This is a genomic window from Vibrio sp. 10N.222.52.C3 (assembly GCF_041474195.1).
GTDB classification, from domain to species: domain Bacteria; phylum Pseudomonadota; class Gammaproteobacteria; order Enterobacterales; family Vibrionaceae; genus Vibrio; species Vibrio crassostreae_C.
On sequence record NZ_JBFRTQ010000107.1, the window covers coordinates 1 to 15,229 of the forward strand.

At 45.9% G+C, this 15,229-nt stretch carries 14 protein-coding genes; 10 read left to right on the forward strand and 4 right to left on the reverse strand.

All coding sequences use genetic code 11. From position 1 onward, the window contains the following. The first annotated feature begins 26 nt into the window (after positions 1–26). The 7 genes from rnhB to AB4517_RS16680 all read left to right on the forward strand — a co-directional run bounded on the left by rnhB (position 27) and on the right by AB4517_RS16680 (position 8,447). Entirely contained in the window at positions 27–647 is a 621-nt protein-coding gene (gene rnhB / locus AB4517_RS16650) for a ribonuclease HII (protein ID WP_017063371.1), read from the forward strand. A 113-nt stretch (positions 648–760) separates the two neighbouring features. Then, positions 761–4,240 carry a DNA polymerase III subunit alpha gene (dnaE, locus tag AB4517_RS16655; RefSeq protein ID WP_372148816.1) on the forward strand — a complete coding sequence of 1,160 codons (3,480 nt, stop codon included), beginning with the start codon at positions 761–763 and terminating at the stop codon, positions 4,238–4,240. A 45-nt stretch (positions 4,241–4,285) separates the two neighbouring features. Next, on the forward strand, positions 4,286–5,245 hold the full coding sequence (gene accA, locus AB4517_RS16660; RefSeq protein ID WP_017060731.1) for an acetyl-CoA carboxylase carboxyl transferase subunit alpha: 960 nt from the start codon (positions 4,286–4,288) through the stop codon (positions 5,243–5,245). A gap of 124 nt (positions 5,246–5,369) precedes the next feature. Continuing rightward, entirely contained in the window at positions 5,370–6,704 is a 1,335-nt protein-coding gene (tilS, locus tag AB4517_RS16665; RefSeq protein WP_372113547.1) for a tRNA lysidine(34) synthetase TilS, read from the forward strand. Between the two features lie 46 nt (positions 6,705–6,750). Beyond that, complete coding sequence (locus AB4517_RS16670; protein WP_170791809.1) at positions 6,751–7,074, forward strand: cytochrome c; 324 nt, start codon at positions 6,751–6,753, stop codon at positions 7,072–7,074. 130 nt (positions 7,075–7,204) lie between these two features. Further along, entirely contained in the window at positions 7,205–7,543 is a 339-nt protein-coding gene (glnB, locus tag AB4517_RS16675; RefSeq protein WP_017063373.1) for a nitrogen regulatory protein P-II, read from the forward strand. A 61-nt stretch (positions 7,544–7,604) separates the two neighbouring features. Next, positions 7,605–8,447, forward strand: coding sequence for an endonuclease/exonuclease/phosphatase family protein (locus AB4517_RS16680; RefSeq protein ID WP_065583992.1), 843 nt, complete (start codon positions 7,605–7,607; stop codon positions 8,445–8,447). 106 nt (positions 8,448–8,553) lie between these two features. Here the strand turns inward: AB4517_RS16680 and AB4517_RS16685 are convergent, their stop codons facing one another. From AB4517_RS16685 to gloB, 3 genes are all read right to left on the reverse strand, one after another. Then, positions 8,554–9,240 carry a YIP1 family protein gene (locus tag AB4517_RS16685; RefSeq protein WP_065583991.1) on the reverse strand — a complete coding sequence of 229 codons (687 nt, stop codon included), beginning with the start codon at positions 9,238–9,240 and terminating at the stop codon, positions 8,554–8,556. Continuing rightward, positions 9,237–10,811, reverse strand: a complete 1,575-nt coding sequence (locus AB4517_RS16690) for a LysM peptidoglycan-binding domain-containing protein (RefSeq protein WP_372148819.1) — start codon at positions 10,809–10,811, stop codon at positions 9,237–9,239. The genes AB4517_RS16685 and AB4517_RS16690 overlap by 4 nt, the downstream gene beginning before the upstream one ends. Positions 10,812–10,881: 70 nt before the next feature. Further along, positions 10,882–11,640: a hydroxyacylglutathione hydrolase gene (gene gloB / locus AB4517_RS16695; protein ID WP_017060725.1), complete on the reverse strand. Its 759-nt coding sequence runs from the start codon at positions 11,638–11,640 to the stop codon at positions 10,882–10,884. 53 nt (positions 11,641–11,693) lie between these two features. On the opposite strand from gloB, the gene AB4517_RS16700 reads away from it, so the two are divergent. Next, entirely contained in the window at positions 11,694–12,476 is a 783-nt protein-coding gene (locus AB4517_RS16700) for a class I SAM-dependent methyltransferase (protein WP_017060724.1), read from the forward strand. A 98-nt stretch (positions 12,477–12,574) separates the two neighbouring features. Here the strand turns inward: AB4517_RS16700 and rnhA are convergent, their stop codons facing one another. After that, positions 12,575–13,039 carry a ribonuclease HI gene (rnhA, locus tag AB4517_RS16705; RefSeq protein ID WP_017063376.1) on the reverse strand — a complete coding sequence of 155 codons (465 nt, stop codon included), beginning with the start codon at positions 13,037–13,039 and terminating at the stop codon, positions 12,575–12,577. 56 nt (positions 13,040–13,095) lie between these two features. Between rnhA and dnaQ the strand changes: the two genes are divergently transcribed. Continuing rightward, positions 13,096–13,863 (forward strand): DNA polymerase III subunit epsilon, encoded by a 768-nt coding sequence (gene dnaQ / locus AB4517_RS16710; protein WP_017060722.1) that lies wholly within the window; start codon positions 13,096–13,098, stop codon positions 13,861–13,863. 9 nt (positions 13,864–13,872) lie between these two features. Further along, entirely contained in the window at positions 13,873–15,120 is a 1,248-nt protein-coding gene (locus AB4517_RS16715; RefSeq protein ID WP_017069371.1) for a TIGR03503 family protein, read from the forward strand. Positions 15,121–15,229: the final 109 nt, after the last annotated feature.

The following is a 15,229-nucleotide window of genomic DNA, read 5'->3' on the forward strand; positions in this document are numbered from 1 at the left end:
ATTTACAGAACATTAAGAGATTAGTTATGGCAGTAAAAGAAAAAAAAGAGCTTCCTCCATTTGAATACCCGCAAGGTTACCAGCTGTTTGCTGGCGTGGATGAAGTAGGGCGTGGCCCTTTGGTTGGCGACGTGGTGACCGCTGCGGTTATCCTCGATCCAAACAACCCAATCGAAGGCTTGAACGACTCAAAGAAATTGTCTGAGAAAAAGCGTCTTGCGTTACTTCCTGAAATCAAAGAGAAAGCTTTGGCGTGGTCTGTCGGTCGTTGTTCTCCACAAGAAATTGATGAGTTGAATATTCTGCAAGCGACGATGGTTGCTATGCAGCGAGCTATCGCGGGGTTGAGCGTTCAACCTGATATGGCGTTGATAGATGGAAACCGAGTCCCAGAACTGCCGATGGATGGTCTTGCGATTGTGAAGGGGGACTTGCGAGTGGCTGAAATCAGTGCGGCGTCTATTATCGCAAAAGTCGTTCGTGACCAAGAGATGGAAGATCTTGATAAACTTCATCCAGAGTTTGGTTTTGCTAAGCATAAAGGTTACCCGACCAAAGCGCATTTCGAAGCGATTGAAAAACATGGTGTAACCGAGCATTACCGCAAGAGCTTTAAGCCAGTAAAACGTATTCTTGGTATAGATTAGAGCTTTACGTTAACTAGAGCTTAGCATCGAATAAAGTTGCTAACTTGTATTAGAAAAAAATAGAATACACACAGTTGTAATCCTAGGCTCAAACCTAGAACTCAGGAAAAATAATGTCAGATCCAAAATTTGTTCACCTACGCGTACACAGTGACTTTTCGATGGTGGATGGCCTATCCAAGGTGCCACCATTAGTTAAAAAAGTCGCTGAAATGGGTATGCCTGCTCTAGCATTGACCGACTTTACCAACCTGTGTGGTTTAGTGAAGTTTTACGGTACTGCCCATGGGTGTGGGGTTAAACCTATTATTGGTGCTGACTTCTTGATGCAGTCTCCAGAATTCGGTGACGAGTTGACCAAGCTCACCGTTATCGCAACGAACAATAAAGGTTATAACAACCTAACGTTACTCATCTCAAAAGCTTACCTTCGTGGTCATGTTCAACATCAGCCTGTTATTGATAAAGAGTGGCTAATTGAGAATGCAGAAGGCCTGATCATTCTATCGGGCGCCAAAGAAGGTGAGATTGGTAAGGCGTTGCTGAAAGGTAACCGTGACTTGGTTGCAAGCAGCGTCGAGTTTTACAAAACGTACTTCGCCGATCGTTTTTACTTGGAACTGATTCGTACAGGGCGTGCCGATGAAGAGTCTTATCTGCACTTTGCACTAGAACTTGCTGAGCAGGAAGACTTGCCTGTTGTTGCAACCAACGAAGTAGTATTCCTAACTGAAGACCTGTTTGATGCCCATGAAATCCGCGTGGCAATTCATGATGGTTTCACTATGGTCGATCCTCGTCGTCCTAAAAATTACAGCGCGCAACAGTATCTTCGTAGCGAAGAAGAGATGTGCGAGCTGTTCTCCGATATCCCTGAAGCACTTGAGAACAGTGTTGAGATTGCTAAGCGTTGTAATGTAACGGTTCGTCTGGGCGAGTACTTCCTGCCTAACTTCCCAACGGAAGGTTTGGCGATTGAAGACTTCTTGATCAAGAAATCTGAAGAAGGCCTTGAGCGACGTCTAGCGTTCCTATTCCCAGATGAAAAAGTGCGTGCTGAGCGCAGACCGGAATACGATGAGCGACTCAAGATTGAGCTCGAAGTTGTTAACAACATGGGTTTCCCAGGTTACTTCTTGATCGTAATGGAGTTCATCCAGTGGTCAAAAGACAACGATGTGCCAGTAGGTCCTGGCCGTGGTTCTGGTGCCGGCTCTCTAGTCGCTTACGCCTTGGATATCACCGATCTCGATCCACTTGAATACGATCTACTTTTCGAACGTTTCTTGAACCCAGAACGTGTATCCATGCCCGATTTCGATATCGACTTCTGTATGGATAAGCGTGACCAAGTTATTGATCACGTGGCTGAAATGTACGGTCGTGATGCCGTTTCTCAGATCATCACCTTTGGTACCATGGCGGCAAAAGCGGTAATCCGCGATGTAGGCCGTGTATTGGGCCACCCGTTTGGTTTCGTCGATCGAATTTCAAAGCTTGTACCGCCAGACCCGGGTATGACGCTAGAGAAAGCATTCCTTGCTGAACCTGCATTGCCAGAGCTTTACGATGGCGATGAAGAAGTTCGTGAGCTGATTGATAAGTGTCGCATCCTTGAAGGTTGTACGCGAAATGCCGGTAAGCACGCAGGTGGTGTTGTTATCTCACCCACCACGATCACCGATTTTGCGCCAATCTATGCCGACGCAGAAGGTAACTTCCCAGTAACGCAGTTCGATAAGAATGACGTTGAAACGGCTGGCTTGGTTAAGTTCGACTTTTTGGGGCTGCGTACCCTGACCATCATCGACTGGGCGTTAGGCCTAGTGAATCCACGTTTGAAGAAAGAGGGGAAAGAACCGGTTCGTATCGAGTCGATTCCTCTTGATGACCAAGCGTCATTTAACCTATTACAAAATTCTGAAACCACCGCGGTATTCCAGCTGGAATCGCGTGGTATGAAAGACCTTATCAAACGTCTACAGCCCGACTGTTTTGAAGATATTATCGCATTGGTAGCCCTGTTCCGTCCGGGTCCTCTGCAATCAGGCATGGTAGATAACTTTATCGACCGTAAACACGGCCGTGAAGCGGTTTCTTACCCTGATGAAACGTGGCAACACGAATCGCTGAAAGAGACGCTAGAACCTACGTACGGCATCATCCTGTATCAAGAGCAGGTAATGCAAATCGCACAGATCCTTGCTGGCTATACGCTTGGTGGAGCGGATATGTTGCGTCGTGCGATGGGTAAGAAAAAGCCAGAAGAGATGGCAAAGCAGCGTGGTACCTTTAAAGAGGGTGCTGAAGCCAATGGTGTTGATGGCGAGCTGGCCATGAAGATCTTTGACTTGGTAGAGAAATTTGCGGGCTACGGCTTTAACAAATCTCACTCCGCAGCATATGCACTGGTTTCTTATCAAACGCTATGGCTGAAAACGCACTACCCAGCGGAATTTATGGCTGCGGTAATGACGGCAGATATGGATAACACCGAGAAGGTTATTGGCCTTGTTGATGAATGTTTCCGTATGAAGCTCAAGCTTTTACCACCAGATATCAACTCGGGTCTGTACCGCTTTAACGTGGATGAAGATGGCGCGATTGTTTATGGCATCGGTGCGATCAAAGGGGTCGGTGAAGGCCCTATTGAAGCGATTATTGAAGCGCGAAATAAAGGTGGTTACTTTAAAGACTTATTCGACTTCTGTGCACGTCTTGATCTGAAGAAGGTTAATAAACGTGTTATCGAAAAGTTGATTCTATCCGGAGCCTTAGATAGATTAGGTCCTCACCGAGCGGCGATGATGGCATCTTTGAAAGATGCGGTGAAGGCAGCGAGTCAACATCACCATGCCGAGTCTTTTGGTCAATCTGATATGTTTGGCGTGTTGACCGACGCTCCGGAAGAGGTTGAACACAAGTATACCCAAGTGCCTAAATGGCCTGAGAAGGTTTGGCTTGAAGGTGAACGTGAAACGCTTGGTTTGTATTTAACGGGTCACCCGGTTAACGCTTACATCAAAGAGTTAGCGAAATACACCAGCTGTCGTTTGAAAGATGCCACGCCAACGCGTCGTGACCAATCACTAACAATTGCCGGTTTGGTGATTGCTGCGAGAGTAATGACGACTAAGCGCGGTACGCGAATCGGTTTGATGACACTTGATGACCGATCGGGCCGAATGGAAGTGATGTTGTTCTCGGATGCGCTCGATCGCTACGCAGAATTGCTCGAAAAAGACAAAATTGTGGTCGTTTCCGGACAGGTCAGCTTTGATGATTTCAATGGCGGGCTTAAAATGTCCGCGCGCGAGGTCATGGACTTAGGAAGCGCCCGTGAGAAATATGCTCGTGGGGTGTCGATATCTATCGACCAATCCCAAATTAACGGTCAATTTTTTGAACGCTTTAGTCAAATCTTAGAACCTTATAGAGCCGGAACGGTCCCAGTCAATGTATACTACCAGCGTGCCGACGCTAGAGCGCGGTTAACATTGGGCACAGAATGGCGTGTGACGCCAAGTGATACATTACTAGACGAATTAAAACAGCTGCTTGGAAATAGCCAAGTAGAACTCGAATTTAACTAAAATTTAGCTTCGCGAATGCGGAGCTGAATCAACAAGGATTCATAGATGAGCCTGAACTTTCTAGAATTTGAAAAGCCTATCGCTGAACTTGAAGCAAAAATCGAAGCGCTACGTGACGTTTCGCGTCACGGTGGTGACACAGCGGTAGATCTAGACAAAGAAATCGAACAACTAGAGAAAAAAAGCTTAGAGCTTAAACAGAAAATCTTTAGTGACTTAGGTGCATGGCAGGTAGCTCAACTTGCTCGTCACCCTCAACGTCCTTACACCAAAGATTACCTGGAGCATGCATTCACAGAGTTTGAAGAGATGGCGGGCGATCGCGCTTACGCTGACGACAAAGCTATTGTGGGTGGTATGGCTCGTCTAAATGGCCGTCCTGTTATGGTTATTGGTCACCAGAAAGGTCGTGAGACTAAAGAGAAAGTGATCCGTAACTTTGGTATGCCAAAGCCAGAAGGTTACCGTAAGGCGCTACGTCTAATGGAAACTGCTGAGCGTTTCAACATGCCTATTATTACTTTCATCGACACAGCGGGCGCATACCCAGGTGTTGGTGCTGAAGAGCGTGGTCAATCTGAAGCTATCGCTAAAAACCTAAAAGTGATGGCTGGCCTTTCAGTTCCTGTTATCTGTAACGTTGTGGGTGAAGGCGGTTCTGGTGGTGCACTAGCGATTGGTGTTGGTGACTACGTGAACATGCTTCAGTACTCTACGTACTCAGTAATCTCTCCAGAAGGTTGTGCTTCAATCTTATGGCGCGATTCAGATAAAGCACCACAAGCAGCTGAAGCGATGGGCCTGATTGCTCCTCGTCTTAAAGAGCTAGAGCTTATCGACGAAATCATTCCTGAGCCTCTAGGTGGCGCGCACCGCGACCCTGCACAAACCGCTCAAAACATGAAAGACATGTTAGTTAAACAGCTAGAAGAGCTAGAGCAGTTTGATAACGAAACGCTGCTTGAGCGTCGTTACCAGCGTCTAATGAGCTACGGCTACTGCTGATAACTTGCCTTAGCGATAAGGCTAGCTATACGAACAAATGATGAAAGGGTTGGACTCAGTGCCAACCCTTTTTTATTATTAAAACATTATCCCTTAACACACGATCTCTTGGTTTATTAGCCTCATGACACACTTAATTGATACCTTCACATCTGTACTTGATCAAAGCGCGCTTAAGCCTTGTCGGTTGATCGTCGCTTTCAGTGGTGGTGTCGATTCACGAGTGTTGTTGGAGTTGGCTGCCCAATTCGCTAAGTCCCATCACATCGATTGCTGTGCGGTACATGTTCACCACGGCTTAAGCAACAATGCTGATTATTGGGCAGAGCAGTGCAAAACATGGTGTGATGCTTTGTCGGTATCCTTGTTCATTGAACGAGTCTCGCTAGATATTAGCCGTGGAGAAAGCGTTGAAAAGCTGGCTCGAGACGCGCGATACCAAGCCCTTAAAAAGCATATTAGACAAGGTGATGTGTTAGTGACAGGCCAGCACATCGATGACCAAGTCGAGACCTTCTTGTTAGCTCTTAAGCGTGGCAGTGGTCCGAAAGGGCTCTCTTCAATGGCGAAAGTGATGCCATTTTCAGGTGCTCATATCGTTCGCCCACTGCTGTCGGTGACGAGAACGGATATTGAAGGGGCGGCGCGCGATATGGCTTTAACTTGGGTAGAAGATGAGAGTAATCAAGACGTTCGCTTTGACCGTAATTTTATTCGTCATCAAGTCACTCCGACACTGACCGAGCGTTGGCCTAGTTTTCGAGAATCGGTCAGTCGTAGTGCTCAGCTATGTGCAGAGCAAGAGTTACTGTTGGATGAGTTGTTAGAATCTCACTTACAACAAGCTTTGACTGAGAAGCACAGCTTAAGTATTGAGGTATTATCTCAGCACTCTGATTTACTGCGTGCACGCTTATTAAGAATGTGGCTGAGCCGCTGTAATCAACCGATGCCGAGCCAAAAGCAGCTCAAACTTATATGGGATGAGGTGGCATGTGCTCAGGCAGACGCCAACCCTAAGCTGGTGTTGAATGAGGTTGAGGTTAGACGTTTTAATCATCAGCTCTATGTCGTCAAAGAGACCAAAGACTTGTCGAACTGGCAAAGTGATATCTCGATGGAAGAGAGCTTAGTTTTGCCTGACGGTTTAGGGGAACTACACTTAACTTCAGCGGCGAGTGATGGTGTATCTAACCACTGTGATGCGCAACATTTTAGTCTCAACACAACGAGAGGAACACTGCGAGTGATATTTAACCCTGAGGGATTGTCAGCACACCCTGTTGGGCGCGGTCATAGCAGGAAGCTTAAGAAGTTGTTTCAAGAGTACCAAGTACCCAGTTGGTTAAGACGCAGAACGCCGATATTAATGGATGGCGATCGAGTGATCGCTGTTTTAGGCTTATTCGTAGATAAAAACTACGAAGGTCAAGATTGTGAAGCGCTTTGGAGCAAGTAGAAAAAGTTTATGTCACAATTCACCGTCACTTTAATAAAAATAATTAATGGAATATGCAATGAAGAAAATTACACTAGGATTAGTTCTTGGATTTGGACTATTGAGTGGTAACGCTCTGGCGGCTGATGTTGCTGCGGGTCAAGCTAAAGCAGCAATCTGTGCGGCATGTCATGGTGCAGACGGTATCGCAGTGATCCCTGGCTATCCAAACCTTAAAGGTCAAAACGAGCAATACATCGCTTCATCAATTAAGGCCTATAAGAATGGCCAGCGCACCGGCGGTTTGGCCGCTGTAATGCAGGCTCAAGCTTCAATGCTGAGTGATGAAGACATCGCGAATCTAGCCGCTTACTACGCAAGCCTTAAGTAAAACCTTCTCAAAGCGCTGATTAAACAAGATGATAAATTTCGAGCCAGAGCTTTAAAGCTCTGGCTTTTTTCATTGAATGTTTACTATAGCTAACCGATAATGAGCCATTCGCACAGTTTAAGGGATGAACATGAAAAAGATTGAAGCCATTATCAAGCCATTCAAACTTGATGATGTACGTGAAGCACTTGCAGAAGTGGGTATTACGGGTATGACAGTATCTGAAGTTAAAGGCTTTGGACGTCAAAAAGGTCATACTGAGCTATACCGCGGCGCAGAGTACATGGTCGACTTTTTACCTAAAGTGAAACTAGAAATCGTTGTGACCGACGAAGTGGCTGACCAATGTGTTGATACCATCATTGAGACGGCTCAAACAGGTAAAATTGGTGACGGTAAGATCTTCATTACTGAAGTTGAACGTGTGGTACGTATTCGTACTGGCGAAGAAGACGAAGACGCCGTATAAAAAAACTATTACCCTAAAAGGAGCGTTTATCGCTCCTTTTTCATCTCTGGTAGGGTGCTGTATGTTTAAGAAAACCATCATTGTTATCACGTTATTGATAACGCTTGCTGTCGTTAGTTTTCATTTTATCTTCGTGATCCCGAATAAACCCAACCTGATCATTTCCTCTCAAAGTACCAGTAACGACATCTACAGTTGCTACCAAAACTCTGCACCGAAAGCGATTGATGTGTCTGATGGCTTAGACATTACGGTGTGGAATATCTACAAGCAAAACCGAAATAATTGGCAGAGTGAGTTAAATAAGCTGTCGGCAGGTAGCGATTTAGTCTTGCTGCAAGAAGCTAGTATGACAGAAGGACTTCGCCAATGGGTAATGAGCGGACAGTGGGGAAGCACACGTGTTAATGCGTTTGAGGCCTTTGAGCAAAGTGCTGGGGTACTCAACCTAGCAACCCATTTACCGATTGAAGCGTGTGCTTATACTCATGAAGAACCTTGGCTTCAACTGCCTAAATCGGCGCTTTGGTCGCGTTACCAACTAAACAATGGCGAAGAGCTGGCTGTGATTAATATCCACGCTGTGAACTTTACCTTTGGTACGGAAGATTACGAGGCTCAGCTCAAGAGCTTAACTGACAATCTGCAAAAGTATCGTGGGCCGGTTATTTTTGCTGGGGACTTTAATAGCTGGAGTGAAGCTCGCGTTGCTGTATTGAAAGATGCGTTGGAGAAGGTTGGTTTGACGGAAGTTGCCTTTGAGCCAGATAACAGAACTCAGTTCATTACAGGACTGGTGCTCGACCATGTGTTCTATCGAGGGCTAGAGGTAGAAAAAGCAAAAGCGCCCATTACGGACGCTTCTGATCATAACCCTATGCGAGTGACCTTTAAGGCTAAATAGTGATTAGCTATTAGTCATTGGAACTTAACCATTCGCACGGTGGTTACCTTGGGAAATCTAACGGAACAATAGGCTAGAGAGTCTTCGCTAGCCTTATCTCTTCTACTTAAAAGATTAAAATGTAGAGCGCCCAGATTAGGTAGTAGCCAACCCATGGTAAGCCTGAAATCACAAGCGCTTGCCCGCGTTCAAACTCAGTCCACGTTAATACCGCAGCATAACCTAGCACGATGTACCATGGCAGAAGCAGTGGTAATGAGCTAGCAAACTGTGACCAATCATTAGTTAGCGGTAACTTGATCAAGCCATTTAAGCTGTTCAAGTCGGCAGCGTAGTTCATCACATGTCCATGCTTGAGTATCAGGCTTGCGTAGCTTGCAACATCACCTAAAACAGCTGGGAATATAACAACCGATGCCGCTGCAAACCATCGCCAAAAGCTGTGCTGATGTTGGCTTGGCTTGGTTGCTAGGTTAAACCAGAATGCCAATAGAACGATGGTTAATGTTCGGCCAAATACGTCGCTGATGATTTCACTTGCGAGTAAGGTATTGCGGTCAAGTAACGCCAATTGGTCAGGGTTCGTTTGAGCCAGTTGCTGCGAGAGCTCTGCACTTAACCATGCAAAATCTACATTCGAAAAATAAGCACCCCAAAACAAAAATGGGCTGAGCATTAATACGACGTAGGGTTGCCATCCCCAAGCACTTCGTTGATAAAGCGCTAAGAAACAAGCTGTTGGCGAACGGAATATATCCAACAGCATGACGAGTGGGTTACTTGACGGGTTCATACACTTACCTTAGTTACATCAACATACAGCTTCAGTTTTTGTCCTGGCTGTAGGTATTTTTTGTTCTGCAAAGTGTTCCATTTTTCAACATCTGTACTTTTTACTTTGAACTTTGATGCAATACCGCTGACTGTGTCACCTGATCTTACGTTATAAAAGATCGTACGAATGATGGCGCCGTCTGAGCCATTTTTCCAAATGACCAGTTCTTGACCAACTCTAAGCGTGTCGCGTGGCCCCATACCATTCCACTTAGCCAGTGATTGGTGAGAAACCTTATTTGCGCGTGCAATCGTCCATAGGCTGTCACCACTTCTTACAGTATGGCTGAGCTTATATTGACCACGACTCTTCGACTGTGTGCTTGCTAGGCGGTTTGAGGCGCTTAGGGCGTATGTCTTGTCGTCTTTGGTGGATGTTGGGATAAGTAAGTGCTGGCCAATACGAATATTGTTGTTGCGCAAACCGTTTGCAGAGCGGATCACTTTGCTGGTGGTGTTATATTTGCTTGCCAGTACGCTAATGCTGTCACCAGATTGAACCTTGTAACGCACCAACTTCATGCCTTTGCCTTTATTGGCAGCGACTTCTTTGTTGAATTTCTCAACTGAATCTAAAGGAAGTAATAGTTGTTGGTGTTTCTCTGGTGCCGTTGCCCATTGGTTGTAAGCCGGGTTGTAACCTTGAAGTTCTTTGACAGGAATGCCTGCGTAGTTCGCAGCAATGGCTAAATCAAGCTGTTCTTCAGGGTTAACCAGAGTCAGCACTGGCTTATTCGGGATCGCCGGAATATCGATGCCATACTTTTCTTGGTTGGCAATGACATCTGCTAGAGCAAGCAGTTTAGGTACATAGCTGCTGGTCTCTTTTGGTAAGTCCAAAGAGAAAAAGTCGATTGGCTTGCCAAGCTTCTTGTTCTTGCGGATTGCGCTGTTTACTCGACCACCACCACTGTTATAGGCAGCAATCGCATGATTCCAGTCGCCATCGAAACGTCGGTTAAGATCTGAGAGGAAGTCCAATGCGGCGTCGGTAGAGGCGGCAACATCGCGGCGGCCGTCATACCAAAAGTTCTGTTCAAGCCCGTAGTCTTTGCCAGTGCCTGAAATGAATTGCCATAGACCAGCAGCACTGCCATGAGAGTAGGCAAACGCATCGAAAGAGCTTTCTACAACGGGTAGTAGTGCCAATTCTAGTGGTAAGCCTTTTTCTTCAATCTTAGTCGTGATCAGATACAAGAAAGGTTCAGCACGCTTTGATACTGTTTTTAGATGACTCGGGTGCTTGAGATACCAAGTTCGGTAGTAGTCGACCTTCTTTTGGTCTGGCACTTCCATTTCAAGTTGCATCGCAATGCGTTTCCAAACATCTTCTTGTGTTTGTGGAGTAACGACAGGTGCTTCAACTTTTTGATCTTCTTTGGCTGTTGCTTCTGATGAAACGTTCGCTTGAGAAACTTCTTTAGTAGGAGATGTGTTGGTTTGCTCGGAAGCTTGGTCTGGATTCTCTGACTGAGTTAATTGGCAACCAGAAAGTAGTAATACCAAAGCCCAGCTGTACTTAACTCGCATGTTACAGCCTTTTTAATTAACGGCCGATGATAATACTTGCCACCCCCTATGAGTGACAAGTCTGTATTTGTTAAAATTCGTTCTTCCACGCACGTAAAGCGGTGAATACCGATAAAGGATCGGTCTGCTCGGTGCGATTAGACACTGATTTCACTACACTTGGCTCGGTATAGCGCAGGAAGGGGTTCACAAACTTCTCTTGTCTCAAATTTGTGGGGATGGTCGACTTATTTTGAGCGCGAAGTCGGTTCACTTGGTCGCGATATTGCTGCAAATGTTGGTTATCAGGCTCTACGGCTAATGCGAAAGCGATATTGGCTGCAGTGTACTCATGTGCACAATAAACTTCGGTTTCTTGAGGCAGAGCCGTGATCTTATTCAGTGCATCGAACATCTGTTGTGGTGTGCCTTCCATGATTCGGCCACAGCCCGCAGAGAACAACACATCACCACAAAACAGTTTGGCATCGCCCACATAACCAATATGACCCGCAGTATGGCCACTGAGCCCTAGGACGAGGAATACTTCGCCAAACAGTTCTAATTGATCACCATCATCGACCGGATGAGTTAAGGTAGGGATAGGTTCATTCCTTGGACCGACAACATCCACGCCGGGAAATTGTCTAACGAGTTCTGGAACACCACCAATGTGATCGTGGTGGTGGTGTGTAATCAAGATTGCATCTAAAGTTAGCTCATGGTGTGCCAAGTACTCTAATACTGGAGCCGCATCACCAGGGTCGACGACAGCACAACGGCGATCGCTATTTTGAATCAGCCAGATGTAATTGTCGTTAAATGCAGGTATGCTTTTGATATGTAACATTATTGGTTCTCCAGTCACTATTAGTGCGACAGAATAAGTGAGACAGATTATTGATGAAGCCAGCACGTAGCAGAAAGAAGTTTGAACGTCCTTACACTTGGGCGCAATTGCACAATGGGGACTGGTTGAGAGAATCTATTCAAACTCGACTCGATGAGTGGTGCCCAAAGCTATTTGGTTACCATATGCTCAAGCTCGGTGGCCTCAGTAGTGAGATTTCTAGCTGCACATGCAACATTCAACATCAAGTAAACCTAGATATCCAGAACCCATTACATAATGTGATAGCGGATGGCTATAATTTACCCTTTTTGGAGAAAAGCTTTGATGTTGTAGTACTGAGTCATCAGCTAGATTATAGCAATGACCCGCATCGCTTATTGAGAGAAGTCGATCGAGTGATGATGGACGATGGCTATATCATTATCACGGGCTTCAACCCAATCAGTGTCACTGGGCTTGCCAGTTTGATGCCTTGGCGAAAGAACAGCTTGCCTTGGAGTGGGCGTATGTACACGCCAAGTCGAATTAAAGACTGGTTAGGTGTACTTAACTATGAAGTAATTCATTGTGACACCTACGCGCTGTTTCCGATGAGTAAGTATCAAGCGATGTGGACGTGGTTGGAGAACAGCTTAGGTGGTTGTGCATCCTTCGCCGGAAGCCAATACTTTATTGTTGCTCGTAAGCGTACTTACCCGCTAAAACCCATCAAACCACATTGGCACCTTAAGCGACGTTTCTCGCCTGTTGGGGCAAGTTTTAGAACCAATACGCGCCGTACAATGGATTCAGCCAAAGCGTCATATCCGCTAAAAACAGAAAAAGCCGATTAGTTGTCGGCTTTTCATCTATCAATTCGATTGAGAAATTGTCAATTAGTTTAAGAAATTATAAATCGCTTTCTGAAATGTGCGTCTAATTAAAAAGACGATTAGCTTGGTTGATAGCCCGTATCTTCTAGAGTCGGATTCTCCGCTGCATTTCGCGCTAAATCATCACACATTTCGTTTTCTCTGTGTCCGGCGTGTCCTTTTACCCAGCGCCAATCAACGTTATGGCGAGCGGTTTCTTTATCGAGCCTTTGCCACAGATCGGCATTTTTAACCGGTTTCTTGTCGGCTGTTTTCCAGTCACGCTTTTTCCAGTTATGAATCCACTGTGTGATGCCTTGACGCACGTATTGGCTATCTGTGGTCAGAATCACAGAGCAAGGTTCTTTGAGGGTTTGCAGAGCCACGACAGCGGCGAGCATTTCCATACGGTTATTGGTTGTTAGCGTGAAACCTTCTGCTAGCGTCTTCTCGACTTTTTTGTAGCGAAGTACGATGCCATAGCCGCCGGGACCAGGGTTGCCTAAACAAGAACCATCAGTGAAAATTTCAACTTGTTTCGTCATGATTTGATACTATTACCTCAAGCACATTATCGGCATAGTCTGACACAGTTATCCTTATGAATACCAGTAGCACTCCAGAACAAAGCACGAACGAAAAAAACAGTTCGAACGAAAATAAGCGCATTGTTGTACTCGATACCGAAACCACCGGTATGAATACAGAAGGTGGCCCTCACTATATGGGTCACCGCATCGTTGAAATTGGTGCAGTAGAGATCATCAACCGTAGGCTGACCGGGCGTCATTTCCACGTCTACATCAAGCCCGATCGTGCGATTCAAGAAGAGGCGATTGGCGTTCACGGTATTACCGATGAATTCTTGATTGATAAGCCTGAATACCAAGACATTCATAAAGAGTTTCTCGACTTTATCAAAGGTGCGGAGCTGGTGGCTCATAACGCGCCCTTCGATACGGGCTTCATGGACTATGAGTTTGAGAAGCTCAACCCAGCGATAGGTAAAACGGATGACTACTGTAAAGTTACCGATACCTTGGCAATGGCGAAGAAGATATTCCCAGGTAAAAGAAACAACCTAGATATCTTATGTGACCGTTACGGTATCGATAACTCGCACCGTACTCTCCACGGCGCATTGCTCGATGCGGAGATCCTAGCCGACGTCTACTTATTGATGACGGGTGGTCAAACTTCGCTGCAATTTAACGCTGGTCAACAGGAAGGCGAAGCCGAAAGCATACGAAGAGTAGAAAGTGGTCGAAAATCCCTAAAGGTTTTACGAGCTACGGCCGATGAAGTAGAAGCGCATCAAAGTCGTTTAGATCTCGTCGAGAAAAGCGGAAGCTGCCTCTGGCGTCAGTAGGGAGAAAGTATGTTAAGGGTATTGGCTACCGGTTGCTTATTGCTGTTAAGTTTTGGCTTACATGCAGCAACAGAATCCGTTATGAGTTTATTGGACAACCGTTTTAGAGTTGATCCCAGTATTGAACAAGTCACCTTTGTGATTTATCGAGCCGATAACTCTAAACCTGTCGTTTTGGTTCGCCCTGATGGCAAGAAATACTACTCTTGGCGCAATGCTGATAATGTCCGTTGGTACGAAGAATCGTCCATGGACATTATCTCTATCGACAATCCGATGCCCGGCCCTTGGCAAGCGATAGGTAAAGTTTCCCCTAAGAACAATATCAAGCTGCTGTCTCATCTTGTTTTGGATGCTAATGAGTTCCCAGATAAGTTGTATCAAACAGAGCGCATCAAATTTACCGCTCGACTGACTTCTGATGGCAAGCCGCTGGTGCTGCGCGATTTTCTCGATCGCGTGAAGCTTAAGGTTACCTTTACTAAGTTTGTTGAAAACGAAGAGTCTTTGGTGAGAGAAGCGCGCCCGGTGCCGGTTGTGATGGGCGAGTTTGCCGATGATGGCGCTGATCTTGATGAAAAGGCCGGAGATGGTGTGTTCACTGTCTCTTTGCCAATTGATATCGAGCCCGGTAAATACCGAGCGCGTATTACCTCTGGTAATGGCGTGTTCCTGCGAGCGCAAGAGCAAGAAGTCTTGGTTTACCCAACACCGATCACTAGCACCTTCATTCAATCACGAAAAGAGGGTTTACCTCATACTATTGTGGTGTCTGGTGAACAGGGGATGATCGCACCGAGCTCGTTAGCGGTTCATGTTGAGCACAAGGCTCCTGATGAATATGTGATGTACAAGCAGGGGCAAGCTGAAGTCGACGCAATGAAAGTCGCTTTAGAGGTGCCTTATAATGGCGATTTAGGAATTTATAATTGGTCAGGGATGGTTTATGCCACTGATGCTTCAAGTCAGCGCCCGCTGATTTTTCCAATTACCGAGCAGTCGTACAGCGTTGTTGAAGATATCGACTTAGCAGAGTCACGACGTCTTCAAGAAGAAGCTCTTGCTGAACAGAAGCGTATCGCAACAGAGTTGATGATCCTTCAAAAACGTGAAGATGACAGACAGCGCAGTATGATCATTATTGCGGTGGGTAATGTGGTCGCTATTCTATTGGGCTTATTGATTTGGTTTGTGGTTCGTAAGGTCAAGGCGAAGAAAAAAGCGTTACCTGAGATGCAGCTCAAGGCGCCCAAGTAACTCGCTTAGATGATTAGATTGTCTAGAGAGAATAAGCTGCTAGATAAAGCATTGGAATTTGTGGCAACGAAATCATGAACAAAAAAACGGGACTCATAGTAGTCCCGTT